This window comes from Streptomyces hokutonensis, from assembly GCF_042751305.1.
In the GTDB taxonomy this organism is placed as follows: domain Bacteria; phylum Actinomycetota; class Actinomycetes; order Streptomycetales; family Streptomycetaceae; genus Streptomyces; species Streptomyces hokutonensis_A.
Genome location: NZ_JBHYWD010000012.1, coordinates 44,403 through 69,160, shown reverse-complemented (window position 1 = coordinate 69,160; position 24,758 = coordinate 44,403). Strand labels below are relative to the sequence as shown.

Below are 24,758 nucleotides of genomic sequence, written 5' to 3'. Positions count from 1 at the left end.
ATGACGACCACGACAACCACCGTGCCGGTGACGGCCGTTGAGGAGAAAACGGCCGTCCCCCGCAGGCGGCGGCGCGGTCTCTCCCCCGGCAAACGCCTGCCCGCCTCCCGGATCATCGGCCCCGCGCTCTTCTTCGCCCTGTGGGCCGCGGCCTCCGCCGCCGGACAGCTGGACCCGGCCGCGATCCCCGCACCCTGGACCGTGCTGAGGACAGCCGGCCGCCTGTGGACGTCCGGCACGCTCCCCACCGACGTACTGACCTCCCTGGAACGCGCCGCCTACGGCTTCGCCCTCGGCCTCACCGCCGGAGTCGTCCTGGCCCTGGCCGCCGGACTCAGCCGGGTCGGCGAGGCCCTGATCGACGGGACCGTGCAGCTCAACCGGGCCATCCCCACCCTCGGCCTCATCCCGCTGTTCATCCTCTGGCTGGGCATCGGCGAGACCTTCAAGATCGCCATCATCGCGATCGTCGTCTACATCCCGATCTACCTCAACCTGCACGCCGCACTGTCCGGCATCGACCACCGCTATGTCGAACTCGCCGAGGTCCAGGGCCTGTCGAGGCTCCAGTTCATCCGCCAGATCGTCATCCCCGGTGCCCTGCCCGGCTTCTTCGTCGGCCTGCGCCTCGGGGTGACCGGTTCCTGGCTGAGCCTGGTGGTCCTGGAGCAGATCAACGCCACCAGCGGGCTCGGCTACATGATGTTCCAGGCCCAGAACTACGGCCAGTCCGACGTCATCCTCGTCGGCCTGCTGATCTACGGCGTGTTCGGCCTGGCCTCCGACAGCGCGGTCCGTCTCGTCGAACGGAGGGTGCTGTCATGGCGCCGCACACTCAGCAGCTGACCACCGCGCCGACCGTCCGGATCCGGGGTCTCACAAGGTCGTTCGACGGTCGTACGGTCCTCGACGACATCGACCTCGACCTGCCGGCCGGACAGTTCACCGCCCTGCTCGGGCACAGCGGCTCCGGCAAGAGCACGCTGCTGCGGGCCATCGCGGGCCTCGACCACGAGGTCGCCGGGAGTGGCCGACTCAGCGCCCCCGAGCGGGTGTCGGTGGTCTTCCAGGACTCCCGGCTGCTGCCCTGGCGCCGGGTCCTCGACAACGTGCTGCTGGGCACGGACGGCAAGGAGGCCGCCGCGAAGGGCCGCGAGGCCCTCGCCGAGGTGGGCCTCGCGGGCCGCGAGCGGGCCTGGCCGAACGAGCTGTCCGGCGGGGAGGCGCAGCGGGCGGCGCTTGCCCGGTCGTTGGTGCGTGAGCCCGAACTCCTGCTGGCCGACGAGCCGTTCGGCGCACTGGACGCGCTCACGCGGATCCGGATGCATGTGTTGCTGCGCGAGCTGTGGGAGCGGCACCGTCCCTCGGTGTTGCTGGTCACCCATGACGTGGACGAGGCGATCGTGCTCGCGGACCGGGTGCTGGTGCTGGAGGAGGGGCGCATCGGGCTGGACCTGGCGATCGACCCCGAGGTGCCGCGTGCGGAGTACCGGGAGCGGTTGCTGGCGGCGCTCGGTGTGACGTCGGACTCGCGGTGACCGTCCGCTGCTCGTGCTGCCCGGGGGCTGCGCCCCCAGACCCCCATCGGCCCTGAAGGGGCCTCGTCCTCGAACTCCCCCAGAGGGGAGGCCCCCAACGGGCTGGATATACACACCCGGAACTCCCACCTAAGGACCTGGCATGCCCCGCCAACTCCACCTCAACGCCTTCCTCATGAACACCGGTCACCACGAGGCCTCCTGGCGCCTCCCGGAGAGCAACCCCTACGCCCACGTCGAACTGGACCACTACACCCACCTCGCCCGGATCGCCGAACGCGGCACCTTCGACTCGCTCTTCCTGGCCGACGGACCGCAGTTGTGGAGCAACCTGGCCCAGCGCCCGGCCGGCGCCCTGGAACCGCTCACCCTGCTCACCGCACTGGCGACGGCGACCGAGCACATAGGCCTGATCGCCACGGCCTCGACCTCGTACAACTCCCCCTACAACCTGGCCCGTAAGTTCGCGTCGCTCGACATCATCAGCGGTGGCCGGGCCGGCTGGAACATCGTCACCACGGCCGGTGCCGAGGCGGCCCGCAACTTCGGGCTCGAGCACGAGCCCGCGCACGCGGAACGGTACGCACGGGCGGCCGAGTTCCTCGATGTGGCGCTGAAGCTCTGGGACAGCTGGGAGGACGACGCGATCGTCGCCGACAAGGCGGCCGGTGTGTGGGGCGACGACGCGAAGATCCACCCACCGCGCCACCAGGGGACGTACTTCAGCGTCGAGGGAGCCCTCAACGTTCCCCGCTCGCCCCAGGGTTACCCCCTGCTCGTGCAGGCGGGTTCGAGCGAGGACGGCAAGACGTTCGCGGCCCGCTACGCGGAGGCGGTGTTCACCGCGCAGCAGACCCTCGCCGACGCGCAGGCGTTCTACGCGGACCTCAAGTCCCGTACGGCGGCGGCCGGTCGGGACCCCGAGCACATCAAGGTGCTGCCCGGCATCGTCCCGGTACTCGGCTCGACGGAGGCGGAGGCCCGGGCAAACGAACGCCTCCTGGAGGACCACATCGTGTACACGCACGGAGTGGACCGCCTGGAAAACCTGCTCCAACTACCGCCCGGCACCCTGGAGTTGGACGCCCAACTCCCCTCCGATCTGCCGCCCGAGGACGCCATCGAGGGCGCGAAGAGCCGCTACACGCTCGTCGTCGAACTCGCCCGCCGCGACCGGCTGACCGTACGGCAACTGGTCGGCCGGCTCGGCGGCGGACGCGGGCACCTCACCTTCGCGGGCACACCCGAACAGGTCGCCGACGCGATCGAGACCTGGTTCACGCAGGGCGCCGCGGACGGTTTCAACATCATGCCGGCGGTCCTGCCCTCCGGGCTCGACGCCTTCGTCGACCACGTCGTCCCGCTGCTCCGCTCCCGAGGCCTGCTCCGCACCGAGTACGGCCCCCGCACCACCCTCCGGGAGCGCTACGGCCTCCCCCGCCCGGCCAACCAGTACACCCAACCCGCCTTCGCCTGAAGGGACTTCACCATGTCCATCGAGATCCAGAAGGTCACCGCGCACATCGGCGCCCGCGTCCTGGGCGTCGACATCAACAAGCCGCTCGACGCCGAGCAGGTCGCGGCGATCCGCGAGGCCCTCAACGTCCACAAGGCGCTGGTCTTCGACGACGTCCACCTCGACGACGAGGGCCAGGAGACCTTCGCCCGCCACTTCGGCGACCTCACCACCGCCCACCCCACCGTGCCGGCCGTCGACGGCGCCCCGAACGTCCTGCCCGTCGACAGCGAGCGCGGCCGGGCCAACCACTGGCACACGGACGTGACCTTCGTCCTCAACCCGCCCCAGGCCAGCACCCTGCGCTCCATCACGGTCCCGCCGTACGGCGGCGAGACCCTGATCGCCAGTTCGGCCGCCGCCTACCGCGACCTGCCCGAACCCCTCCGCGCCCTCGCGGACACCCTGTGGGCGGAGCACACCAACGACTACGACTACGCCGTACCGGACGAGGAGATCGACGACGAAAAGGCCGCCCAGCGCGCCCAGTTCACGTCCATCAAGTTCCGCACGGTCCACCCGGTGGTCCGCGTGCACCCGCTGACCGGCGAACGCGGCCTGTTCATAGGCGGTTTCGCGCAACGCATCGTAGGCCTGTCGAAGGACGAGTCCCGCAAGATCCTGGACCTCCTCCAGGCGTACGTCGCCCGTCCCGAGAACATCCTCCGCCACCGCTGGTCCCCGAACCAGCTCGTCCTGTTCGACAACCGCATCACCCAGCACTACGCCATCGACAACTACGACGACCAGCCCCGCCGCCTCAACCGCGTGACCGTCGCCGGTGACGTCCCGGTCGGCATCGAGGGCAAGGAGAGCTACTCGATCGAGGGCGACGCGTCGCACTACACGTCGGTCGCGGAGTAACCACACACCCCGACCCCGCACCGGATCCAATCCCCGAACCCCGAAACGCCCCCGCGGTCCATCCGCGGGGGCTTCTTGTTGCTAACCTGCACTTGCAAGTAAGTCGCAATAAGAGTCCCAGAGGTCCGGAGGGGATCGATCCGTCATGCCCGTCTACACGCTGCCCGACCTGCCCTACGACTACTCCGCGCTCGCCCCCGTGATCAGCCCCGAGATCATCGAGCTGCACCACGACAAGCACCACGCGGCCTACGTCAAGGGAGCCAACGACACGCTGGAGCAGTTGGCGGAGGCGCGCGACAAGGAGCAGTGGGGCTCGGTCAACGGCCTGGAGAAGAGCCTCGCGTTCCACCTTTCCGGCCACATCCTGCACAGCATCTACTGGCAGAACATGACCGGCGACGGCGGCGGCGAGCCCCTGGAGGCCGACGGCGTAGGCGAGTTGGCGGACGCGATCACCGAATCCTTCGGCTCCTTCGCCGGCTTCAAGGCCCAGCTCACCAAGGCCGCGGCGACCACGCAGGGTTCGGGCTGGGGTGTACTGGCCCACGAGCCCCTGAGCGGCCGACTGATCGTCGAGCAGATCTACGACCACCAGGGCAACGTCGGCCAGGGCTCCACCCCGCTCCTGGTCTTCGACGCCTGGGAGCACGCCTTCTACCTCCAGTACAAGAACCAGAAGGTCGACTTCATCGACGCCATGTGGGCGGTCGTCAACTGGCAGGACGTGGCAAGGCGTTACGAGGCGGCGAGGTCCCGCCGGACGATCCTGCCTGCCTGAACTCCATGGGACGTCCTGCCTCGTGATCGTCTTCTCACCTTTCACGCGGGCAGGCGGATGAAAAGGGCGGCCCCCGCAAGGACGTGACTCGCGGGGGCCGCCGTCTTCAATCCGCCGTACCACAGGGCACATTGAGCGACAGCAGAGCGAACTCACCGCCTCTCAGCTGAAGTTCACTCACCGCAGCGTTCCGCAGCCGCGGAAACACCCGCCGGTACTCGCCCAGCGGGATCGACAGCGCCCGGCACAGCACCAGCCGCAGCAGGGTGTTGTGGGCGACAACCAGCACCCGCCTCCCGGAATGCGCGGCGGCGATGCGCTCCAGGGCGGCCAGCCCGCGCGTCGCGGCGGCCGTAGGATCCTCGGCCCCCGGGAACGGACACGCCACCGGATCGGCCCGGAAGGCCTCCGCCCCGCTGGGGTCCTCCGCCGCGAACTCCGCGAGGGTGCGGCCCTCCACCACCCCGAAGTCGCATTCGCGGAGGCCGGGTTCGGTGTGGGGGGTGAGGTGCAGGGCACGGGCGGCGGGGGCCGCCGTGCGGACGGCCCGGGACAGCGGGGACGTCCAGATCGCGTCGACCGGGTGTGCGGCGGCCCACCGGCCGAGGTCCTCGGCCTGAGCGACCCCCGCCTCCGTCAGGGCGACGTCGCTGATGCCGGCGTAGCGGTTCTCGGCGTGCCAGACGGTCTGGCCGTGGCGGGCCAACAGGAGGGTGGTGCTCATGAGTTGGGGGTTTCCTGGTTCAGGCGGGTGCGGGTGTGGGTCGCGATCGGGGTCGGCAGCCAGCCCCGGTTCTCCAGTTCGTCCACCAGGCGAGCGTACGGCTCGACGAAGCGGGCCGTGTGCGACGGACGGGGCTCGATTACCGTACGGATGCGGACCATACGGTCGGCCGTAGCCGCCAGACCGGCGCCCCTTCCACCGTGTGCCGCCAACACTGCCATCCCCAGGGCAGGTTCGATCTGTTCCGGTACTCGGGCCGGGCGGCCGAGGATGTCGGCGCGGAGCTGGTTCCAGTACGCGCTGCGGGCCGCGCCGCCCGTGAAGGTGAGCGGCCCGTCTATCGGGGCGCCGAGGTGGTGCAGATAGTCGAGGCACAGCCGCTCGGTGAACGCCACGCCCTGGAGCACCGCCGCCCAGCCGTCCGCCTCGGAGGCGGGGGTGCCGAGCGTGAAGGCGGTGGCGTCCGGGGCCAGGAACGGGAAGCGTTCGCCGGGTGAGGTGAGGGGGTAGGCAAGGACGCCCGACGGTTCGTACGCGGCCGCCAGCCTGTCCATCTCCACCGGATCCACCCCCGTCGGCAACGCGCCCGCCCCCACGCTCGACGCTCCGCCCGGCAGCCAACTTCCGTCCGGCGCGAGGTGGTTGTAGACCACCCCGGCACTGTCCCGGACCGGCCTCGCGGAGGCCCCCTTGAGGACCAGCGTGGTGCCGAGCACCGAGTTCCAGGAGCCCTCGTACAACGCCCCCGAGGCGATCTGGGCCGCGCACCCGTCCGTCATCCCGGCGATGACCGGCGTACCGACGGGAACGCCGGTCGCTTCGGCGGCGGCCCGGCAGACTTCCCCCAGACGCGTACCTGGCCGTACGACCTCCGGCAACACGTCACCCAAATAGGCCAGTTGGGACGGCCAGTCCTCGCGCTCCACGTCGTAGCCCGTCTTGAGGGCGTGGCTGGAGTCGGCCGGGACCGTCCCACCGCCCGTCAACCGTGCGGTGATGACGTCAGGCTGATGGGTGACCCTCCCCCTCCCGTACGCATCCAACAGCCACAGCGCCTTCGGCAAGGCCCAGCTCGTCTGCATGCCCACCCGCGCCGCCTCCGCCACAGCGCGCCCGTCGTCGTACATCACCCCCGGTGTCAGCGGGTGCCCGTCGCCGTCCGTCAGCAGGACGGTCCCGGAGGTGCCGCACACCGCGAGCCCACCGAGCCGTACGCCCGCCGCCTCCTGTTCCGCCAGGGCCGCCCGGGTGGCGACGCACACCGCCTCCCACCACTCCCCCGGATCCTGCTCGTGCCGCACCCCGTCCCGGCGGCCGGTCAGCGGGGCGGTGCCGGCGCCGAGGACCCGCCCGTCGCCGGTGAACAGCAGCGCGCGGACGCTCTGCGTCCCCAGGTCGATGCCCAGCCACGCCCCGCCGTCACCCTCGAACATCATCAGGACCTCCCACAGGGGTTACGCATTCGGCATTCCCCGTTCATCGTGGCAAAGAGGGAGGGAGCCCCACGATGACCGAGACCCTGCGTGTCGTCGCCGCCGGTGACCATTTCGTCCTGCCGTCGCTGATCACTTCCGCGATCGCCGAGGAACTGCGCGAACACCCTTTTGCTGTAGGCGAGTTGAAGCTCGGCTGGCCGCTGGAACCCTTCGGACAGGTCGCCGAGGTGGAGGAGGCGAGCGACGCCGAGGACGAACTGATCGAGGCCCTGCGGGGCGACGGCGGAGCCCAGGTCCTGGTTACTCAGATGGGCCCGGTCACCGAACGCGTCCTCGCGGCCTGCCCCGGTCTCCAGTTGGTCGTGGTGTGCCGGGGCGGACCGGTCAACGTCAACCTGGACGCGGCGAAGACCCACGACGTACGGGTGTGCTTCGCACCCGGCCGCAACGCCGCCGCGACCGCCGAGTTCACCGTGGGCATGATGCTGGCCGCGCTCCGCCGCATCCCCCAGGCGCACGAACTCCTTGCCGGACAAGGGAGTTGGGAGCAGGGAGCCACCTACTACACCTACGAGCACAGCGGGTTGGAGCTGGAGGATCTGCCGGTCGGCCTCGTCGGATACGGCGCCGTCGGCAGCCGCGTCGCCCGCGCCCTCTGCGCCTTCGGCGCCCGCGTGATGGTGTACGACCCTTATGTGCACGGCGAGATCCACGGACTGCGCGTCGCGACGCTGGACGAACTCCTGCGCCGCTCCCAGGTCATCACCCTGCACGCCCGCCTGACCCCCGAGACCCGCGGCCTGATCGGCACCCGCGAGCTGGCACTGCTGCGCCCCGGCGCGGTGGTGGTGAACGTGGCGCGGGGCCCCCTCCTGGACGAAGAGGCACTGTGCGAGGCCCTGGAGAGCGGCCAGGTGTCAGCAGCGGCCCTCGACACCTACACCCACGAGCCATTGCCCACCGCATCACGCCTGTTCGGCCTCAGGGACCGACTCGTCCTCACCCCACACCTGGGCGGCGCCTCCCGAGCCGTAGCCGAGAAGGCGGCGCGAATAGCGGCCGAGGAGGTCGGCCGCTGGGCACGAGGCGAGGCTCTTTCCCACCAACTCCGGTGAGGGCCCACCCAGTTGGCCTGTCCCCACGCGCCGGCCGAGAGGGAGCCGTAGGGGCGCGCCGGTGTCGAGAGGACCAGCGCGCGGAGGCGCGCAGCGCCGAGCACGGTGGGCCTCTCGACACCGGCTTGAGGCGCCCCGAAGGCGACCGAACCAAAAGAGGTGCGCGAACGGCGCCTTCTCAACGCAGCCCGACTTGAGCATCACTACTCAGCAGGGGGTCACCTATGTATGTCGGAATCGATGTCGGCACCTCCACCGTAAAAGCCGCCGCCTTCGACGCCACCGGCCGTCAACTCGCCGTAGCCTCCCGCCCGGTGGAGCTGTCGATGCACGGTGGTTACGTCGAGCAGGACATGGACGAGGTCTACGCCGCCGTAGTCGCCGTACTGGAAGAACTGACCGCAACCACCCCCACCCCGATCGAACTAACCGGCCTGACCGGCCAAGGCGACGGAGTCTGGCTGGTCGACACAGCGGGCCGCCCGGTACACGCGGCCGTGTCCTGGATGGACGGCCGAGCACACGAACTCCTCGACCAATGGCTGGCGGACGGAACCTTCGAGACGGTGTTCCGGCGCACCGGCAGCGCGATGTTCCCGGGCTGCCCCGGCCCGGTGCTGGCCTGGTTCGAAGCGCACGACCCGAAGGCGCTGGACACCGCAGCGCATGCCCTGTTCTGCAAGGACATGGTCTTCCGACGACTCACAGGGACACCGCCGACCACCGACGTCTCGGACGCATCAATGCCGTTCCTCGACCCCAGGACACGCTCGTACGACAACGGTGTCGTAGAACTACTCGGCCTGACCCGCCGCCGACGCCTGCTGGCCCCGGTCAGCGACCCGATCGCGACAGCGCGCACCCGAGGCGAGGGACTACCGGCAGGCACCCGCATCGCGAACGGCCCCTACGACCTCCCCGCCTGCGCGCTCGGCGCGGGCGTGACGGAACCCGGCGACGGACTCCTCATCGTCGGCACCTGCCTCGCCAGTCTCGTCGCGACCACCGACCTCGACCTCTCCGGCGAACCGGCCGGCCTGTACATCTCCCTCGACCGCCCGGGGCACTGGCTGCGCGCGATGCCGGCGATGGTCGGTACGGCGGCGCTGGACTGGGTGCTGTCGACGACGGGCGTCCGGCACGAGGAGGTGGACGCGCTGCTGAACGCAACCCCGCCGGGAGCGAACGGCGTACGGGTGCTGCCGTACTTCGCGCCGTCCGGCGAGCGCGCGCCCTTCGTCGAACCGGGCCTCCGCGCCGAACTGACCGGTGTCTCCCTGGAGTCGACGCCCGCCGATCTGATCCGGGCGACCTGCGAGGGCATCGGTTACGCGGCCCGGCACTGTCTGGAGGCGGCGGGGCTGACGGGTTCGCTGGCGGTGTGCGGCGGGGGTACGCGCAGCCCGGCCTGGATGCGGCTGCTCGCGGATGTGCTGGGCCGGCCGCTGCGGGTGGTCGAGGGCGAGGTGGGGGCGCGGGGCGCGGTGCTCGCGGCGGCGGAGCGGTACGGGGTTCCGCTGGACGCGGCGGTCTGGACGCGGCCGACGGAGGTGGTCGAGCCGGACGCGGGGCGGGCGGCGTACTACACGAAGGGTTACGCGGACCATCTCGCGCGGCTGGAGGTGGCGCGGGGGCGGGAACGGTAGCCCGGACGCTCGCGGACCGGCTGCGGCCCGGCCCTGCGGGCGTTTACGCTCGCGGAGCCGGGCCGCAGGACTGCCGGCGTCGTCTCGTGTGGAGGTTCGACATGGTGCACAAGAGGTGCCCCGGCTGTGGCCCTGGCCCGTTGCGGGAGTTCTGCGAACTGGACGAGAAGGAGAAGGTGTTCGTCCGCGGGGAGAAGAAGGACTTCGCCCCCGAGGCGTACATACGCTGTGCCGTCCCTGGTTGCAGGCGCTACCAGCGGCGCCTCAACTGGCGGGACGGCGGATTCTTCCCGAAGCCGGACGAGTGAGGACCTACAGGTTGCTGAAGTCCGGCCCCTTGGTGCGCGAGCGCTTGATCTCGTAGAAGCCGGGGACGGAGGCGACCGCGACGGTGCCGTCCCACAGGCGTGCGGCCTCCTCGCCCTTGGGGGCGGGGGTGACGACCGGGCCGAAGAAGGCGATCTGCTCGCCGTCGGGGCCGGGGACGGCGATGACGGGGGTGCCGACGTCCTGGCCGACCTTGTCGATGCCCTCCTTGTGGGAGGCGCGCAGCTCGGCGTCGAACTCGAAGTCCTCCTGGTCGGCGTATTCGATCAGGTCGGCGGGCAGGCCGACGTCGGCGAGTGCGCCGGCTATGGCCTCGACGGTCGGGCCCTCGCCGTTGTTGTGGATGCGGGTGCCGAGCGCGGTGTAGAAGGGGCCGAGGACGTCCGAGCCGTGCTTCTGCCAGACGGCGGTGACCACCTTGATCGGCTTCCAGGCCTTTGTGGCGAGCAGCTCGCGGTACTCCTCGGGCAGCTCGTCGAGCTTGGGCTCGTTCAGCACCGCGAGGCTCATGATGTGCCAGCGGACCTCGATGTCGCGGACCTTCTCGACCTCCAGCACCCACCGGGAGGTCATCCAGGCCCAGGGGCACAGCGGGTCGAACCAGAAGTCCACGGGGGTCTTGGCGGTCTCAGACATGACTCTCCTCGGAATACGGCCGTTTCCCCACGGCAACACCGGCCCTCGCCACCTCATTCCCGGGTGCCCGCGGTCAGGGGCACATGGCAGGATCGGCCCTGACCACACTGCGATGTCCAACAGCGACGACCATCCGAGGGAGTGCCCCCGTGCCCGGTGAGAATCTGTCCCGCGACGAGGCCCGGGAGCGGGCCGCACTGCTGTCCGTCGACGGGTACGACGTGTCCCTCGACCTGCGCTCGGCCGTGGGGGACGACCCAGGCGACGGCCCCCGTACGTTCCGCTCCGTCACCACGCTCCGCTTCCGCTGCGCCGAGCCGGGCGCGACGAGCTTCGCGGACCTGATCGCACCGAGCGTGACGGCGCTGTCGCTCAACGGCCGGGACCTCGATCCGGGCGAGGTCTTCGACGGCGTCCGGATCCAGCTGGAGGACCTGGCGGCGGAGAACGAGCTGATCGTCGACGCGCAGTGCGCGTACTCCCGTACCGGCGAGGGCATGCACCGCTTCGTCGACCCCGAGGACGGCGAGATCTACCTCTACACCCAGTACGAGCCGGCCGACTCGCGGCGGGTCTTCGCCAACTTCGAGCAGCCGGACCTCAAGGCGCCGTTCCGCTTCGAGGTGCGGGCGCCGGAGGGCTGGACGGTGTGGAGCAACGGCGCCGGTGAACTGGCCGACGGCGTATGGAAGTTCGCGGAGACGAAGCCGATCTCGACGTACATCACGGCGTTCCTCGCGGGCCCGTACCACTACGTCACGGACTCCTACTCGCGCACCTTCGACGACGGTACGACGCTGGAGATCCCGCTCGGCGCGATGTGCCGCCAGGGTCTGGCGCCGTACTTCGACTCCGACGACGTGTTCCTGGTGACGAAGGAGGGGCTGGACTTCTTCCACGACCACTTCGACTACCCGTACCCGTTCGGGAAGTACGACCAGGCGTTCGTGCCCGAGTACAACCTCGGCGCGATGGAGAACCCCGGACTGGTCACGTTCCGCGAGGAGTTCATCTTCCGGGGGAAGGTGACGCGGGCGTCGTACGAGAGCCGGGCCAACGTCGTCCTGCACGAGATGGCGCACATGTGGTTCGGCGACCTGGTCACCATGGAGTGGTGGGACGACCTGTGGCTGAAGGAGTCCTTCGCGGACTTCATGGGGGTGTTCGCGAGCGTCGGCGCGACCCGCTTCACCGACGCCTGGATCAGCTTCGCCAACCGCCGCAAGGCGTGGGCCTACCGCGCGGACCAGCTTCCCTCCACGCACCCGATCACCGCCGACATCCGCGACCTCCAGGACGCGAAGCTCAACTTCGACGGCATCACGTACGCCAAGGGGGCTTCCGTACTGAAGCAGCTGGTGGCGTACGCCGGCCAGGACGCGTTCCTGGAGGGCGCGCGCCGCTACTTCAAGCGGAACGCGTACGGCAACACGCGCCTCGGTGACCTGCTGTCGGTGCTCGAGGAGACGAGCGGCCGGGACATGACGTCCTGGTCGCGGTCGTGGCTGCAGACGGCCGGGGTCAACTCCCTCACTCCGCAAGTGGTGTTGGACGTGGAGGGCGGCCGTATCGCCGAGCTGACGGTGCTTCAGGAGGCGGCCGGGTCGCACCCCTCGCTGCGCCCGCACCGGGTGGTCGTCGGCCTCTACCGGACGGAGAACAAGCGCCTCGTCCGGTACGAGCGGGCCGAGGTGGACGTCGACGGTCCGCGGACGGTCGTGGTGGAGCTGGCCGGTGCGGACGCGCCGGAGCTGGTGCTCGTCAACGACGAGGACCTCACGTACGCCAAGACCCGTTTCGACGCGGTGTCGTTGGCGACCCTGCGGGACCGGCTCGGTGCGCTGACCGACCCGATGGCGCGGGCGCTGTGCTGGTCGGCGCTGTGGAACATGACACGGGACGCGCTGCTGCTCGCGCCCGACTTCATCGACCTGGTGATGCAGTTCGGGCGCCGGGAGACCGACATCGGTGTGCTGCAGATGCTGCACGCGTGGGCGAACTCGGCGCTGGTCAACTACTCGCCGCCGTGGTGGCGGGAGACCGGTGCGAAGCTGCTGGCGCACATCGCGGAGCGGGATCTGCGGGACGCCGAGGCCGGCAGTGAGCAGCAGCTGGCCTGGGCGCGGTTCTACGCGTCGGTGGCGTCGGCGCCGGAGGAACTGGCGCTGTTGCAGGGCCTGTTGGACGGTACGGAGAAGATCGACGGTCTGGTGGTGGACCAGGAGCTGCGCTGGGCGTTCCTTGAGCCGCTGACCGCGCACGGGGTCGCCGACGAGTCCGTGGTGGCCGCCGAGCTGGCCCGGGACGACACCGCGTCCGGCAAGCGGCACCAGGTCCGCTGTCTCGCCGCCCGCCCGTCGGCGGCCGTCAAGGCGCAGGCGTGGGCGCAGGTCGTGGAGTCGGACGCGCTGTCCAACGCGTTCGTCGAGGCGACCATCGCGGGCTTCGCGCAGCCGTCGCAGCGGGAGCTGCTGGCGCCGTACACGGAGAAGTACTTCGCGGCGATCGAGCGGGTGTGGGAGGAGCGGTCGATCCAGATCGCCATGGATGTGGTGAAGGGTCTGTTCCCGGCGTTCCCGACCGCCGAGGAGGGTCCGGCGACGCTGGCCGCGACGGACGCGTGGCTGACCTCCCACGAGGATGCGGCCCCCGCCCTGCGACGGCTGGTGCTGGAGGCGCGGGACGATCTGGCGCGGGCGCTGCGGGCGCAGGAGGCGGACAACGGGGGCCGGGGCGATCAGGGCTGACGGGCCGCGGGGCTGACGGGCTGATCGTTGGCCTGTGATTGGCCTCTGCGTGACCGTTACTGAATACAGGTAATCGCAGCCGTAACCCCTGGTCCACCCCATCCGGACCAGGGGTTTTCGGTGCCTACTCGGCACCCGAACACCCGTCCTTTAGTACCGCCTTGTCCGGATTTGTCGACGAGCGTGTAACAGCGGTTAGGGAGCTGATCCGGCGCGGGAAACCCCGGTTCATGAACCACAACACCCCGCTCTCCCCCCGCCCCCTCAGCCACCTCTCCGAGGTGCACCGCCGCGTTCTGACGACGGCTCAGCTCCGCGCCCACGGCGTCCCGGCCGCCGAGGTGAACGAGCAGTGCCGTCCCGACGGCCCCTGGCAGCAGCTCCTCCCCGGCGTCGTCCTGCTGCACTCCGGTCCGCCCACGGGCGAGGAGCGGCTGCACGCGGTGCTGACGTACGCGGCGCGGGAGCGGACAGCAGGTGTCCCGGTCCAGCCCGGCGCGGAGGAGCCGCACCGGCCGACGTACGCGGAGGCGATGGTCACCGGCCTGGCCGCACTGGCCCTGTACGGCTTCACCTCGGCCGGGCAGCTCGCCTCCCTCGACCACATCGACGTCCTGGTCCCCCGGATGCGCCGGCTGCGCTCCACGGGCTGCGCCCGCATCCTCCGCACCCCGGCGCTCCCGGCCGCGCGCCAGGTGAAGGGCGTCCCGGTCGCCCCGGTGCCGCGTGCCGTCGCGGACGCGGTGGCCGGGCTGTCGGACGCGAACGCGGTCCGCCGGCTGCTCACCGAGGCGGTACGCGGCGGCCACTGCGAACCGGCAGCGGTGGTACGGGAGTTGAACGACGCGAAGCTGCTGAGCCGCCCGCACGTGGTGGACGCGGTGGACTCGCTGCTGGCCGAGGGCCGCGCGATCGCCGAGGACCGCCTCTACCGGATGGTGAGCGAGTACGGCCTTCCCGACCCGGTCTGGAACGTCGACCTCCGCCTGCCCGGCGGCCCGCACCTGGGCGGCCTGGACGCGTACTGGCCCGAGCAGGCGGTCGCGGTGGAACTGGACACCCGCGCACCCCGGCAGGACGAGGACGCGCTGTGGTCGGAGTACGCCCGCAAGCGCGAGCACCTGGAGCGGCTCGGCATCACGGTCGTCCACATCACGCCCAGGAAGCTCCGTGACGGTCTTGAGCAGCAGGCGGCGGTCGTCCGTACGGCACTGATGGCGGCGGCGGACCGTGATCCCGCCGCGTATGTCGTGGTGCTGCCCCGGTAGTGACGGACCGGGACGGCATCAGGAGGGGAGAGGAGGGGCCACCGGGGGTCGGTGGCCCCTCCTCATTGTTTATGCCTGCATTTACGGCTGCTTTTTTGGCTACAGGGGTTCGGGGAGAGGGGGCGGGGTCGCGCTGGTCGTCGTGTGACTGGTGTGGAGGCCGTCGAGGAGGGCGGCGTAGGAGGCGATCATGCGCGTACGGCTGAAGCGTTCGCGGCTGCGGGCGTGGGCCTTGGCGAACTCCGCGCGGCCGATGACCGCATCGGTCCAGGCCGACGCGATGGCGTCCGGGTCGGGGGGCGTGATGATGCCGTGCCCGGCGACGATGGACGCGCTGTCGCCGATGTCCGTGGCGACGGGTACGGCCCCGCACATCATGCCCTCGATGAGACAGAGGGGTGCGGCCTCACCGAAGGACGAGGTCAGCGCGACGACGTCCGACCCTGCGTAGACGGTCTCCATGTCCCGCCGCACACCGAGGAGATGAAGCCGCGAGGCGAGTTCGTTTCTGTCTTCTCCGAAGGCGGCGTCGATGTCGGCGGAGAGGGCGGGCTGGTTGTCGGTCATGCCCGTGCCGCACATGACGACGTGGCCGGCGGGTTCGCGTCGTAGCCACTCGTGGGCGGCGCCGAGGAAGAGCGGGATGTTCTTCATGGTGGCGTAGCGGGCGGCGAACACCACGACGGGGGCGGTGTCCGGAATCCCCAGGGAGGCGCGGAACGCGAGCCGCCGGGCCGGGTCGGGCCGGAAGCGCAGCAGATCGACCCCGTTGGGGATGACGTGGAGGACCTCGGGCGGGATGCCGGCGGCCTGGTAGGCGTCGCGGGTGGACTCCGCGCAGCAGACACAGGCGACGACCTTGCCGTCGGCGATGGCGGCCTTCAGTTCGTCGAGGGCGGCACCCTGGTGTTCGGGGTCCGAACGGTGCAGGCACACGACGACCGGGCGGCGCGGCAGGCCTCCCTGGTTCAGCAGGGAGAGCGGCTGTTCCTTGAGCGACAGCACGACGTCGGCGTCGGCCAGGGCGCGGGCCGCGTCGGCGAGCTCGGGCCCGGTGAAGCCGGTACTGACCTGGCCCTCACCACCGCCGAGACTGCGGCCGAGGGTGGAGACCCCGACACCGGCCGCGGTCAGCTGCTGATAGCAGGCGTCGTTCTCCATGGCCTGCCGGGTCGCTTCCCGATGGACTTCTCCGTGGATGCTCAGCACCGAATGATGCTGGCCGCCCTCCACCAGTCCCAGAACGACGTCGCTGTGGACGATTCGGGCTCCTCCGGAGAAGAAACCCTCGTAGACCGACAGCACGTGCAGTTCGTGTCTAGCGCGCACACGACCACCCGCCTTGCGTATGAATCGAGCCATCCCCGTGAACAGCGGGTTAGCCGTTATGAGGCGGCACGGACATTTCGCTTGAATGAACTGGGCGTCTCGTGTCTGAGTCCGGTTGGTTATCCCGGGGTCAATTGGTGGCGAGGCGGGCGCGGACGGTCTTGCCGATGTCGCCCCGCAGAAACCAGTCAAGAGACTCGGACACCCCGGAAACGACCAAAAGCCCACGCCCGGATTCCCCACCGGTCGTCTGCTTCACCACGGGAAACTCCAGCACCGGGTCCGATACGTCGATCGTCAGCACGGAGTCCTTTTCTTCGTCTACGGCGACCCGAAGCCAGACCTCGTGTCCGGGTCGCCGTCCGTGCCGCACCGCGTTCGCGACGAGCTCGGAGGTGACGAGGACGGCGTCCTCGATGTCACCGGGCCAGTTCCAGAGGGTGAGGCGACGGCGGGTGTGGAGACGGGCGAGACGGACGCTGCGGGGGGTCATGGGGTAGCTCATGGACCAGTCGGGGGTGGGCATGGGGTTCCTTTCGGGTGGGGGTGCCCAACCACGGTGAGGGGAGTGGCCGTTCGACTTCAATCGAAACTCAGCTGATTAATCAGGCGGTTGGAAATTGGACTATGCCGAGTTCTGCACAACCGGCTGCGCCGTCCGCGCACGGGATGTCACACTCTGCACACGCGGATCAGCCGTGCGTACATGGACGAGGAGAGATGCACATGGCGGCAAAGCGCGGGCGCACGGCCCAGCGCCTGGAACTCGGCTTGCAACTCCGCCAGTTGCGAGAGAACTGCGGACTGGGCGACCGAGGCGGCGGCTTCACGCGCAAGCAGGCTGTCGTAGGGCTCCGCATCTCGGAGGCGTCGCTGCAGCGCATCGAGTCGGGTTCCCTGAACTTCCGCAATGTGGGCGACTTGCGCAAGTTACTGAACAAGTACGGAGTGGCAGACGAAGAGGTCATCGAGTCACTGATCGGCCTCAACCGGGATTCCAATCAACAGGATTGGCTGACCCAGTACCGGGGGCTCCTGCCGGCGGGCATGCCAGGTTTCGTCGGCCTTGAGCCCGAGGCCCATTCCATGAAGGCGTACCACCCGACACTGGTGTACGGCTTGCTCCAGACCGAGCGCTACGCGCGGGCCGTGCACGAAGTGCAGAAGCCGATCGAGGAGTACACGTCGGAATTCATCCGCAGCAGCGTGGAGTTGCGCATGCTGCGCCAGGAGGTCCTCACACGGGAGAACCCGGTGAAGTTGCACGTCATCCTCGGGGAGGCCGCACTGCGATATCCGATCGGGGGTGTTGACGTGATGCGTGAACAGTTCGGCCACATCGAGAAGTTGTCAGCGTGGGACCACGTCACCATCCAGGTGCTGCCGTTCCGCCAGAGCTACCGCTCGATCAACGACTTCGCGATTCTCGACTTCGGCAACGAGCTGCCACCGCGTGTCCAGGCCGACAGCGCCTGGGGCTCCGTCTCCACCTCGGACAAGCCACGCGAAGTCGACCGCTTCACACGCCGGTTCGACGCCATGACAGCATCAGCACTGCCACCCGAGGACACCCCGGAATTCCTTCGCCGACTGGAACGAGAGCTGTAGACCCATGAACCCCGAGATCGCTCCTGAGTCCGCCTGGTTCAAGTCCTCCTACAGCGACGCGGGCCAGAACTGCATCGAAGCCGCCCACCTCGCCCCCACCGCCATAGCGATCCGCGACTCCAAGAACCCCACCGGTCCCGCCCTGCTCCTCCCCGCGACCGCATGGGCCCCCTTCCTCTCCCACCTCCGCGAGCCGGGCTCACGCGACTGACGGCAGGTCAGGCCGCCGTACGTTGGCCAAGTGCCCGCCTGCGCAGTGACGTTCGCTGGATGGCCTGCGGTGCGTACGCCATGTCGAGGGTGCCGACGTCCGTGCCGGGCGGGACCAACTCGTCGATCTGGTAGAGGAGTTCGTCCGACAGGACGGTCTCCGCGCCGGCGAGCAGGTCCTCCAGGTGGGCCATCGTGCGGGGGCCGATGATCGCCGAGGTGACACCGGGGTGGGCGATCGCGAAGGCCATGGCCAGGTGGGTCAGCGGCAGCCCCGCCTTCTCGGCGAGGGCGATGAGTTGTTCGACCGTGTCCAAACGGCCCTCGTCCGCCAGGTGCTTGAAGCCGAAGGCCGAGCGGTGGGTGTCCGGCCGGCCGTCCTTGCGGTAGCGGCCGGTGAGCAAGCCGCCCGCCAGTGGGCTGTAGACCAGCGTGCCCATGCCGTAGCGCTCGCAGACGGGCAGCACTTCGCGTTCGATACCCCGGTTGAGGATCGAGTACGTCGGCTGTTCCGTGCGGAAGCGGGTCAGGCCGCGGCGCTCGGCCACCCACTGCGCCTCGACGATGTCCGACGCGGGGAAGGAGGACGTGCCGACCGCCCGCACCTTGCCCGCGCGCACCAGGTCGGTGAGGGCGGAGAGGGTTTCCTCCACGTCCGTGTCCGGGTCTGGGCGGTGGATCTGGAACAGGTCGACGTGGTCCGTCTGCATGCGGCGCAGGGAGTTCTCCAGTGCCCGCACCAGCCAACGCCTGGAATTTCCGCGCTCGTTGGGGTCGTCGCCCATCGGGAGGTGTGCCTTCGTGGCCAGTACGACGTTGTCGCGGCGGCCCTTCAGCGCCTTGCCGACGATCTCCTCGGACTCGCCGCGCGAGTAGGCGTCGGCGGTGTCGACGAAGTTGATGCCCGCGTCCAGCGCCCTGTGGATGATCCGGACGGAGTCGTCGTGGTCGGGGTTGCCGATCGCGCCGAACATCATCGCGCCCAGGCAGTAGGGGCTGACCTTGATACCGGTGCGGCCCAGTGTGCGGTAGTGCATGGCTCTCCTCGGGAGGACAGATAAGCGGAACAGCGTTCCGGAATACCATACGGAACGCCGTTCCGCTTATGCAAGCCAAGTCCTACAGCCCAGCCCTACTTGCCGCAGAACTCCCCCACGACCACCGCCCCCGCGTCCCCCGACCAGTCCCCGTTGAAGTTGAACGCCAGCGAATGGCGGCCGTCCGCCGTCGCCACCACGACCGACGACGAGCCGTGGATACCGCCGTCGTGGCCCCAGAGATGGACACCGCAGGGCAGCTTGATGTCGGAGATGCCGAGGCCGTAGCGCGTGGTCGGGCTGTCGCCCGCCGGCACCGTCGTCTGCATCTCCTTGAGCTGCTTCGCCGGGAGGAGCTTTCCGGTGAGCAGTGCGCCGTAGAAGCGGTCCAGGTCGGCGGAGCTGGAGATCATCTCGCCCGCCGACGACGCGATGGACGGGTTCAGCTTTGTGACGTCGTACGTCGGGCCCGTCGTATCCTCCGCCAGCTTGCTGTAGGCGCGGCTGCTCGGGCCCGGCACCGTCACCTTCGTGCCGGGGAGTGAAGTCGCCCTCAGGTGCAGGGGGTTGATGACGCGGTCGCGGATCTCCGTCGCGTACGAGTGGCCGGTGACCTTCTGGATCACCATGCCGGCGAGGACGTAGTTCGTGTTGGAGTAGTGCCACGACGTGCCCGGCGCGAAGTCCGGCTTGTGGGACATGGCGATCGCCACCAGGTCGGCCGGGGTCTTCGTGTCGTAACGGTGCTGGAAGAAGCCGTCCTTGGTGAAGTACGCGCGGCCGAAGTCGTCGTCCTCCGTGTAGTTGAAGATGCCGCTGGTGTGGTTCAAGAGTTGGCGGACGGTGAGGTGCGCGCCGTCGTTGCCGTTGTCCCGGACCACGCCCGGCAGCCACTTCTCCACCGTGTCGTCGAGCGACAGGCGGCCCTCCGCCTCCAGTTGGAGCAGCACCGTCGACACGAAGGCCTTGGTGATGCTGCCCACCCGGTAGCGGTCGTCGGCCGAACGCGGCTTGCCGGTGCGGAGGTTGCCCACACCGGCTGTCGCCGACCAGGTGGTACGGCCGTCCCTCACCGTCGCAGTGACCCCGGGTACGCCGTCCTGCACGGCCGCCTGGATCGCCTGCCGGGTCGCCGCGTGGTCTCCTCCGGCGGGTGCCGCCATCGCGGGACCCGCCACTGCCACCGACAGCGCCACCGCCGTCGCACCCATCACTACCGCACGAACTGCCATGTCTTCCCCCTTCGTTGAGCCCGGTCGGGGCCCGGTCGGGGGAAGGGACACAGCCACGCGATGCGAAGTTGCTCCGGTGTACGTCAGTTGAGCGCGTTTCAGCCGTTCTGAACGGCTCAGCTCTTCTTGAGGATCAGCTCGGTGTTGCGGTCCTTCGCGTCGCCGCCCAGGACCGTGCTGGAGCCCGGCGCGTTGTACGACAGTTCGCGGTAGAGGGCCGCGAGGCCGGTCTGGGTGAGGTCGGAGAAGTCGGTGCGGTGCGGGGCCGCGGACTCGATCAGCGTGGTGAAGAGGGAGAGCGTTCCGTCCTTGTTGTCCACCAGCTCGATGACGCGGGCGAGTTGGGGGGAGTCGACGTGCGAGGCGGTGGAGATCTCCCAGAAGCTGCGGCCGTCGGGCGCCGAGTGCGGGGTGATGACGTTGCGGTGGATGTGGCCGTTGACCCAGGCCAGCACGTTCGGGTGGCTGCCGAGGAGGGAGACGACCGCGTTGCCCTCGTAGCGGCGCTCGGTGGGGTGTGCCGGGTCGGGGCGGGTGTTGTCCATCGTCTTGCTGGTGTGGTGGCTGAAGACCACCGCGTACGAGTCCTTGTTGTCGCGGAGTGTCTTGTCGAGCCACCTCAACTGCGTTGCCCCGATGGACCCTTCGTAGTGGCCGCCCGCGTCCGTGGTGTCGAGGCTGATGCCGATCACGTCGTCGGCGATGCGGAACGCGTAGTACTGCGTGCCCGCGTCGACGTTCGCGGAGGAGTAGCCGTGGCCGACCGGGCCGAGGCCCTGGTAGGCCGGGTCGAGGTGGGCCTTGAGGTACTCGGCCTGGGTGTACGGGGCGCGGTTCTCGTCCGGGGTGACCGAGCGCATCGAGCGGGCGTGGGCCTTGAGGAAGTCGGCGTATCCGACGCCCTTGGGGTCCTTGGCCTTCCTGATGGAGTCCCGGAGCTTCTTCGACTCGGACGCCGGCACGCTCATCAACTTCTTGCCGCCGATGGCGAGTTCGGTGAGGTAGGGGTCACCGTGCGAGCCGTAGCAGCCGAGCGGGAGCGCGTCGTGGTTGCCGACCGTGGAGTACCAGGGCAGGTTGAGGCCGGGGCTGCGGACCTCGCGGATCGCGGCGGCCAGGAAGCCGTGCAGGTGCGGGAAGCCGAGCTGCTTGTCGCCGTCGCGGAGCGCGGAGTCGGGCTGCCAGTACAGCTTGAGGCCGCTGTTCTGGACGCCCTCGTAGTGGCGCGGGTCACCGGTGTTGGGGGTGAACCGGCCGCCGCTCATGGTCTTCATGAACCATTCCAGCTCGGACTTGGCGTTGTTGTCCGTGTTGTCGCCGGTGGTCATCACGAAGTGCAGTGGGGAGCCGGTGACCGGGGCGCCGCGCAGCGCGTTGACCCGCTCGACCAGCGAGATCCCGCCCTGCACGGTCAGCGCCTCCTGCGGGCGCCAGGTGTTCACGGCGGCCGAGCGGAAGTACTCCAGGCGCAACGGGTGCTGGGTGTCGGCCAGGTGCAGGTCGGTGAACTGCACGAACGACGCGAGTGCGGTACGGCGGCCCGCGCGCCCGGACTTGGCGGCGGCGAGGTCGGCGCGCACGACGCGCTTCCAGCCGGCGCCGTCACCGAGACGGCGGTAGCCTGAGTGGGTGCGCGGGGCGGCGACCGTGGCGAGGGTGGTGCCCTTGGTGTACGGGGCCAGGGGTGCGGCGGGTGCCTTGCGGGACTGGGCCACGGGCGCCTCGGCGGCGGCGTTGGTGCCCGCGGCGCCGGTGGTGGCGGCCTGGCTGTCGGTGGGCCGTAGGGCGTAACCGACACCTGCGGAGACGGACACGGCCGCGGTGGCGGCGAGGACGGTACGGCGGTTGACCCCCAGCGCGGAGCTGGCGACAGAGCGTGTGCGCGACATGGCGCGATCTCCCCGAGTACGAACTGCGTCGGCAGTGGTCGCGGGTGTTCGCGTCGACCGGTTTTCGATCGCGGTCGCGAACTACCCGCTCGTACTGGATGCTTGGCATCGGGGATGACCTGCGCGTAAACGAGGCGGCAACGGGTGGCGCCGATCACCGTACGTGGATCTTGGCGCCCCCTGTGCGTTCGTGAACGCTCGTCGAGTCGCCGGGAGGCGGCTACTCAGCGTTCATCTGCCGGGGTACTGAAGCTATTCCGGGACGCGTTCGACCCGTCCTACGGCCGGCCGCTCGCGCCACAGCCGCAGCGCGATGTCGATCAACGGGACCCGGCGCAGGCCCGACACGTCGTCCAGCGGGTGCCAGGCGGCCATGTCGGTGGAGCCGCCGATCTCGTTGCGGAGCTCGCCGCCGACGATCCGGGCCTCGTAGACGAGCCGGAGGCCCTGGTGGTCGACCTTGCGGCCGTAGCTCCAGGGAAGGACATGGTGGTTCGAGTCCATGCCGAGGAAACCGGTGACCTCGATGTGGTAGCCGGTCTCCTCCTCCAGCTCCCGTACGACCGTGTCGTTGGGGTGCTCGCCGTGGTCCATGCCGCCGCCGGGGAGTACCCACTCGTGGCCTCCGCCCTCGGCGGGCGACCTCGCCAACAGGAGCTGTCCGTCCCGGACGCAGACGGCGTAGGCGGCGACCCTCAGCTTTTTGCGCATCTGGAGACGTTAGGTGGTCTGCAGGAACGGCCGCAATGTGAATTCTTTCGGGTGCCTCGCCGTTGTGGCCGGTCGCGCCCACGCGGCGGAGCCGCATATCGATACAACCCCGCGCCCCTGAAGGGGCGCTCAGCGCGCCGGGGTCGGGTTGGCAGGGGAGTATTCGGGAGGCGACCAGCGCAGGGGGAGCGCTCCCGGGGTCTCTACGGCCTCGTCGAGAGTGAAGCGGACCCTGCGTTCGCCGTCCTGCCCGAACTCCGTCCTTGCCTTGCCGGTCAGTTGGAGGGTCGTGCCCGTGTTCCAGTCCAGGAAGAGGAGGCCGGCGCGCGGGTCGGCGTGGAGGTTGCCCAGGCTCAGGAACATGGCGTTGCCGGCGTAGTCCTGCCAGGTCAGTTCGTGGGGTGAAACGGCTTGTACGAAGCCGGAGTTGCCGCCCCGGTGGCTGGCGTCGGCGCCGTGCTCGTGGACGGTGGCGAGGAAGAAGGTGTCGGACGACGCGATGAACTCGGCCTGGGCGGGGGTGAGTTCGCCACCGTGCTGGGAGGGCGCCGGCGCTCGGTCCGCGACCGTCTCGTACGACTCTCTCCGCTGGATGTACTTGGGGCAGTTGGAGAACACCCGCTCCGCCTCGATCGCGAACCCCCGTGCGGTGGACCGGAGTCGGCCGTCGACTCGCATACGGCGGCGGGTGCGGGGGTCGAGGGCGATCGTGCCGACCGGCAGGTCCCGTGCGCCGGTGAGGGCCGGGGTGAGGGGGTCGGTGGGGCGTGGGCCGCCGGTGACCGAGATCCGGTGGGGGCCTGTCGCCCGTACGAAACCGGGTGGGCCGGTGAGCGGGGAGGCCCAGACCCGGTTCGTCGTCGGGTCGGCGGCGCCCAGGATCAGGAGGGGCTGGAGTTCGAGGAAGGCGGCGGCGACGGGTTTGATGCCCTGGCCGATGATCTGGCCGACGTGGTCGGCGATGTCACGCACTCCCGCCCGGTCCTGCACGGCACGGGATCCCGCGTGGTACGTCTGCATGGCGGCCATGGCTAGAAGAAGCCGCAGGTCGGGGCTTCCGCGTGCGGGGCCGGGGCGTGTTCGGCGCCGCTGGGCACGGAGATCTCCAGGCGGGTGCCGTCCGGGTCGTGGAAGAAGATGCCGCCGGAGGCCGCGCCCTCGCGATGGGCGACCACGCCTTCGTACGCGAACTCGGCGCCGTAGGCCTTGAGTGCCGTCTCGTAGCGCTCGACCTGTTCGATCGAGTCGGCGGCGTACGCGAGGTGGTGGAGGCCTGCGCGGTCGCCGCCGTACGGCCCCTGCGCCTGCTGCCAGAGGGTGAGGACGGGGTGGTCGCCGCCGTCGCCGAGGAACGCGTACCGGCGGTCGTCGTCCTCCTTGCCCTCGGCGAGGACGGCGAAGCCGAGGACGTCCCGGTAGAAGGCGAGCGAGCGGTCGAGGTCGGTGACGTTCAGGCCGATGTGGCCGGCATGCAGGGTCATGAAAAAGCCCTCCTCTGATCTAACCGTTGTCGATGACATTAGTGGTTAGAATCGAGAGGGTCAACCGGTCACGTACTCTTGACCGGTTAGATCAGAAGGGACACCTCCGTGACCACGACCCCCGACCCCCGCCCGCTCGTCGGCGAACCGCTCGCACTCGATCTGCTCAACACGCGGTGGATGAAGGACGGAGTCGTGCAGGATCTGCTCTCCGGCTCCCGCGGACTCGCGGTATGGCTCGGCTCGGCCGGGCTCGGCGAGCGGTTCGAGGCGAATCCGATCACCCTGGCGCACACCAAAATCGCGCGCGACGCGCTCCACGCCGTGGTGGACGGTTCACTCGCGCAGGGCGCGGAGAACCTCGACCTCGTCCTCGACCAGGGACGGATCCGGGCCACGCTCACCGCCGAGGGCCCCGGCGAGATCCCCGAGTTCGACGACCCCCGGTGGGGTCCCGGCTGGCTCGCCGCCCGCAACTACCTGGAGCTGCTCGCCGCCGCCCCCGACCGCATCCGCCGCTGCGCCCACGAGGCGTGCATCCTGCACTTCTACGACACGTCGAGGAACGGCACCCGCCGCTGGTGCTCGATGGCGGCCTGCGGCAACCGCGCGAAGGCGTCCCGCCACTACACGCGCGTCAAGGAGTCCTGAACCCCCGGCCGG

At 69.8% G+C, this 24,758-nt stretch carries 24 protein-coding genes; 13 read left to right on the top strand and 11 right to left on the bottom strand.

Features of this window, described 5'->3' with window-relative positions; genetic code table 11:
* The 5 genes from ACFXC1_RS29525 to ACFXC1_RS29505 all read left to right on the top strand — a co-directional run bounded on the left by ACFXC1_RS29525 (window position 1) and on the right by ACFXC1_RS29505 (window position 4,699).
* Window positions 1-846: an ABC transporter permease gene (locus ACFXC1_RS29525; RefSeq protein WP_381247950.1), complete on the top strand. Its 846-nt coding sequence runs from the start codon at window positions 1-3 to the stop codon at window positions 844-846.
* The gene (locus ACFXC1_RS29520; RefSeq protein WP_381247947.1) at window positions 822-1,538 is read left to right on the top strand and encodes an ABC transporter ATP-binding protein; all 717 of its coding nucleotides are present in this window, start codon (window positions 822-824) and stop codon (window positions 1,536-1,538) included. The genes ACFXC1_RS29525 and ACFXC1_RS29520 overlap by 25 nt, the downstream gene beginning before the upstream one ends.
* A gap of 142 nt (window positions 1,539-1,680) precedes the next feature.
* Window positions 1,681-3,015 carry an LLM class flavin-dependent oxidoreductase gene (locus ACFXC1_RS29515; RefSeq protein ID WP_381247944.1) on the top strand — a complete coding sequence of 445 codons (1,335 nt, stop codon included), beginning with the start codon at window positions 1,681-1,683 and terminating at the stop codon, window positions 3,013-3,015.
* 12 nt (window positions 3,016-3,027) lie between these two features.
* Window positions 3,028-3,918, top strand: coding sequence for a TauD/TfdA dioxygenase family protein (locus ACFXC1_RS29510; RefSeq protein ID WP_381247941.1), 891 nt, complete (start codon window positions 3,028-3,030; stop codon window positions 3,916-3,918).
* Between the two features lie 145 nt (window positions 3,919-4,063).
* Window positions 4,064-4,699: a superoxide dismutase gene (locus ACFXC1_RS29505; RefSeq protein ID WP_381247939.1), complete on the top strand. Its 636-nt coding sequence runs from the start codon at window positions 4,064-4,066 to the stop codon at window positions 4,697-4,699.
* Window positions 4,700-4,805: 106 nt separating this feature from the next.
* Here the strand turns inward: ACFXC1_RS29505 and ACFXC1_RS29500 are convergent, their stop codons facing one another.
* Together ACFXC1_RS29500 and ACFXC1_RS29495 are read right to left on the bottom strand one after the other, a co-directional pair.
* Window positions 4,806-5,423, bottom strand: coding sequence for a histidine phosphatase family protein (locus ACFXC1_RS29500; RefSeq protein ID WP_381247936.1), 618 nt, complete (start codon window positions 5,421-5,423; stop codon window positions 4,806-4,808).
* Window positions 5,420-6,859 (bottom strand): FGGY-family carbohydrate kinase, encoded by a 1,440-nt coding sequence (locus ACFXC1_RS29495; protein ID WP_381247933.1) that lies wholly within the window; start codon window positions 6,857-6,859, stop codon window positions 5,420-5,422. Before ACFXC1_RS29495 ends, ACFXC1_RS29500 begins: the two co-directional genes overlap by 4 nt.
* 71 nt (window positions 6,860-6,930) lie before the next feature.
* Between ACFXC1_RS29495 and ACFXC1_RS29490 the strand changes: the two genes are divergently transcribed.
* The 3 genes from ACFXC1_RS29490 to ACFXC1_RS29480 all read left to right on the top strand — a co-directional run bounded on the left by ACFXC1_RS29490 (window position 6,931) and on the right by ACFXC1_RS29480 (window position 9,928).
* Complete coding sequence (locus ACFXC1_RS29490) at window positions 6,931-7,974, top strand: 2-hydroxyacid dehydrogenase (protein WP_381247931.1); 1,044 nt, start codon at window positions 6,931-6,933, stop codon at window positions 7,972-7,974.
* 224 nt (window positions 7,975-8,198) lie between these two features.
* Window positions 8,199-9,620, top strand: a complete 1,422-nt coding sequence (locus ACFXC1_RS29485; protein ID WP_381247928.1) for an FGGY family carbohydrate kinase — start codon at window positions 8,199-8,201, stop codon at window positions 9,618-9,620.
* Between the two features lie 101 nt (window positions 9,621-9,721).
* Complete coding sequence (locus ACFXC1_RS29480; RefSeq protein ID WP_381247925.1) at window positions 9,722-9,928, top strand: hypothetical protein; 207 nt, start codon at window positions 9,722-9,724, stop codon at window positions 9,926-9,928.
* Between the two features lie 4 nt (window positions 9,929-9,932).
* Here the strand turns inward: ACFXC1_RS29480 and ACFXC1_RS29475 are convergent, their stop codons facing one another.
* Window positions 9,933-10,583: a mycothiol-dependent nitroreductase Rv2466c family protein gene (locus ACFXC1_RS29475; RefSeq protein ID WP_381247922.1), complete on the bottom strand. Its 651-nt coding sequence runs from the start codon at window positions 10,581-10,583 to the stop codon at window positions 9,933-9,935.
* A 149-nt stretch (window positions 10,584-10,732) separates the two neighbouring features.
* On the opposite strand from ACFXC1_RS29475, the gene pepN reads away from it, so the two are divergent.
* Both pepN and ACFXC1_RS29465 read left to right on the top strand, forming a co-directional pair.
* Window positions 10,733-13,330, top strand: a complete 2,598-nt coding sequence (gene pepN / locus ACFXC1_RS29470) for an aminopeptidase N (protein WP_381247920.1) — start codon at window positions 10,733-10,735, stop codon at window positions 13,328-13,330.
* A 230-nt stretch (window positions 13,331-13,560) separates the two neighbouring features.
* Window positions 13,561-14,598: a hypothetical protein gene (locus ACFXC1_RS29465; protein ID WP_381247917.1), complete on the top strand. Its 1,038-nt coding sequence runs from the start codon at window positions 13,561-13,563 to the stop codon at window positions 14,596-14,598.
* 99 nt (window positions 14,599-14,697) lie between these two features.
* Here ACFXC1_RS29465 and ACFXC1_RS29460 read toward each other — a convergent pair whose 3' ends face one another.
* Together ACFXC1_RS29460 and ACFXC1_RS29455 are read right to left on the bottom strand one after the other, a co-directional pair.
* A complete protein-coding gene (locus ACFXC1_RS29460) occupies window positions 14,698-15,903 on the bottom strand; it encodes a glycosyltransferase family 4 protein (RefSeq protein ID WP_381248421.1) in 1,206 nt (401 codons plus the stop codon).
* A gap of 154 nt (window positions 15,904-16,057) precedes the next feature.
* Window positions 16,058-16,453 carry an ATP-binding protein gene (locus ACFXC1_RS29455; protein ID WP_381247914.1) on the bottom strand — a complete coding sequence of 132 codons (396 nt, stop codon included), beginning with the start codon at window positions 16,451-16,453 and terminating at the stop codon, window positions 16,058-16,060.
* A gap of 200 nt (window positions 16,454-16,653) precedes the next feature.
* Here ACFXC1_RS29455 and ACFXC1_RS29450 point away from each other — a divergent pair, with 200 nt between their 5' ends.
* Complete coding sequence (locus ACFXC1_RS29450) at window positions 16,654-17,535, top strand: helix-turn-helix domain-containing protein (RefSeq protein ID WP_381247911.1); 882 nt, start codon at window positions 16,654-16,656, stop codon at window positions 17,533-17,535.
* 4 nt (window positions 17,536-17,539) lie between these two features.
* Window positions 17,540-17,746, top strand: a complete 207-nt coding sequence (locus ACFXC1_RS29445) for a DUF397 domain-containing protein (protein ID WP_381247908.1) — start codon at window positions 17,540-17,542, stop codon at window positions 17,744-17,746.
* A gap of 7 nt (window positions 17,747-17,753) precedes the next feature.
* Here the strand turns inward: ACFXC1_RS29445 and ACFXC1_RS29440 are convergent, their stop codons facing one another.
* The 6 genes from ACFXC1_RS29440 to ACFXC1_RS29415 all read right to left on the bottom strand — a co-directional run bounded on the left by ACFXC1_RS29440 (window position 17,754) and on the right by ACFXC1_RS29415 (window position 24,095).
* Window positions 17,754-18,782: an aldo/keto reductase gene (locus ACFXC1_RS29440; RefSeq protein WP_381247905.1), complete on the bottom strand. Its 1,029-nt coding sequence runs from the start codon at window positions 18,780-18,782 to the stop codon at window positions 17,754-17,756.
* Between the two features lie 95 nt (window positions 18,783-18,877).
* On the bottom strand, window positions 18,878-20,014 hold the full coding sequence (locus ACFXC1_RS29435) for a serine hydrolase domain-containing protein (RefSeq protein WP_381247902.1): 1,137 nt from the start codon (window positions 20,012-20,014) through the stop codon (window positions 18,878-18,880).
* Window positions 20,015-20,130: 116 nt separating this feature from the next.
* The gene (locus ACFXC1_RS29430) at window positions 20,131-21,903 is read right to left on the bottom strand and encodes a TIGR03767 family metallophosphoesterase (RefSeq protein ID WP_381247899.1); all 1,773 of its coding nucleotides are present in this window, start codon (window positions 21,901-21,903) and stop codon (window positions 20,131-20,133) included.
* Window positions 21,904-22,155: 252 nt separating this feature from the next.
* Window positions 22,156-22,614: an NUDIX hydrolase gene (locus ACFXC1_RS29425; RefSeq protein ID WP_381247896.1), complete on the bottom strand. Its 459-nt coding sequence runs from the start codon at window positions 22,612-22,614 to the stop codon at window positions 22,156-22,158.
* A gap of 129 nt (window positions 22,615-22,743) precedes the next feature.
* Complete coding sequence (locus tag ACFXC1_RS29420; protein WP_381248418.1) at window positions 22,744-23,634, bottom strand: pyridoxamine 5'-phosphate oxidase family protein; 891 nt, start codon at window positions 23,632-23,634, stop codon at window positions 22,744-22,746.
* A gap of 11 nt (window positions 23,635-23,645) precedes the next feature.
* Window positions 23,646-24,095 (bottom strand): VOC family protein, encoded by a 450-nt coding sequence (locus ACFXC1_RS29415; protein WP_381247893.1) that lies wholly within the window; start codon window positions 24,093-24,095, stop codon window positions 23,646-23,648.
* 108 nt (window positions 24,096-24,203) lie between these two features.
* Between ACFXC1_RS29415 and ACFXC1_RS29410 the strand changes: the two genes are divergently transcribed.
* Window positions 24,204-24,746 carry a CGNR zinc finger domain-containing protein gene (locus ACFXC1_RS29410; RefSeq protein ID WP_381247891.1) on the top strand — a complete coding sequence of 181 codons (543 nt, stop codon included), beginning with the start codon at window positions 24,204-24,206 and terminating at the stop codon, window positions 24,744-24,746.
* Window positions 24,747-24,758 lie beyond the last annotated feature (12 nt).

Excerpts from the sequence above, each read along its gene's own strand:
- ACFXC1_RS29525 (WP_381247950.1), top strand. The coding sequence starts at position 1 with ATGACGACCACGACAACCACCGTGCCGGTGACGGCCGTTGAGGAGAAA.
- ACFXC1_RS29520 (WP_381247947.1), top strand. The coding sequence starts at position 822 with ATGGCGCCGCACACTCAGCAGCTGACCACCGCGCCGACCGTCCGGATC.
- ACFXC1_RS29515 (WP_381247944.1), top strand. The coding sequence starts at position 1,681 with ATGCCCCGCCAACTCCACCTCAACGCCTTCCTCATGAACACCGGTCAC.
- ACFXC1_RS29510 (WP_381247941.1), top strand. The coding sequence starts at position 3,028 with ATGTCCATCGAGATCCAGAAGGTCACCGCGCACATCGGCGCCCGCGTC.
- ACFXC1_RS29505 (WP_381247939.1), top strand. The coding sequence starts at position 4,064 with ATGCCCGTCTACACGCTGCCCGACCTGCCCTACGACTACTCCGCGCTC.
- ACFXC1_RS29500 (WP_381247936.1), bottom strand. The coding sequence starts at position 5,423 with ATGAGCACCACCCTCCTGTTGGCCCGCCACGGCCAGACCGTCTGGCAC.
- ACFXC1_RS29495 (WP_381247933.1), bottom strand. The coding sequence starts at position 6,859 with ATGATGTTCGAGGGTGACGGCGGGGCGTGGCTGGGCATCGACCTGGGG.
- ACFXC1_RS29490 (WP_381247931.1), top strand. The coding sequence starts at position 6,931 with ATGACCGAGACCCTGCGTGTCGTCGCCGCCGGTGACCATTTCGTCCTG.
- ACFXC1_RS29485 (WP_381247928.1), top strand. The coding sequence starts at position 8,199 with ATGTATGTCGGAATCGATGTCGGCACCTCCACCGTAAAAGCCGCCGCC.
- ACFXC1_RS29480 (WP_381247925.1), top strand. The coding sequence starts at position 9,722 with ATGGTGCACAAGAGGTGCCCCGGCTGTGGCCCTGGCCCGTTGCGGGAG.
- ACFXC1_RS29475 (WP_381247922.1), bottom strand. The coding sequence starts at position 10,583 with ATGTCTGAGACCGCCAAGACCCCCGTGGACTTCTGGTTCGACCCGCTG.
- ACFXC1_RS29465 (WP_381247917.1), top strand. The coding sequence starts at position 13,561 with ATGAACCACAACACCCCGCTCTCCCCCCGCCCCCTCAGCCACCTCTCC.
- ACFXC1_RS29455 (WP_381247914.1), bottom strand. The coding sequence starts at position 16,453 with ATGCCCACCCCCGACTGGTCCATGAGCTACCCCATGACCCCCCGCAGC.
- ACFXC1_RS29450 (WP_381247911.1), top strand. The coding sequence starts at position 16,654 with ATGGCGGCAAAGCGCGGGCGCACGGCCCAGCGCCTGGAACTCGGCTTG.
- ACFXC1_RS29445 (WP_381247908.1), top strand. The coding sequence starts at position 17,540 with ATGAACCCCGAGATCGCTCCTGAGTCCGCCTGGTTCAAGTCCTCCTAC.
- ACFXC1_RS29440 (WP_381247905.1), bottom strand. The coding sequence starts at position 18,782 with ATGCACTACCGCACACTGGGCCGCACCGGTATCAAGGTCAGCCCCTAC.
- ACFXC1_RS29435 (WP_381247902.1), bottom strand. The coding sequence starts at position 20,014 with ATGGCAGTTCGTGCGGTAGTGATGGGTGCGACGGCGGTGGCGCTGTCG.
- ACFXC1_RS29430 (WP_381247899.1), bottom strand. The coding sequence starts at position 21,903 with ATGTCGCGCACACGCTCTGTCGCCAGCTCCGCGCTGGGGGTCAACCGC.
- ACFXC1_RS29425 (WP_381247896.1), bottom strand. The coding sequence starts at position 22,614 with ATGCGCAAAAAGCTGAGGGTCGCCGCCTACGCCGTCTGCGTCCGGGAC.
- ACFXC1_RS29420 (WP_381248418.1), bottom strand. The coding sequence starts at position 23,634 with ATGCAGACGTACCACGCGGGATCCCGTGCCGTGCAGGACCGGGCGGGA.
- ACFXC1_RS29415 (WP_381247893.1), bottom strand. The coding sequence starts at position 24,095 with ATGACCCTGCATGCCGGCCACATCGGCCTGAACGTCACCGACCTCGAC.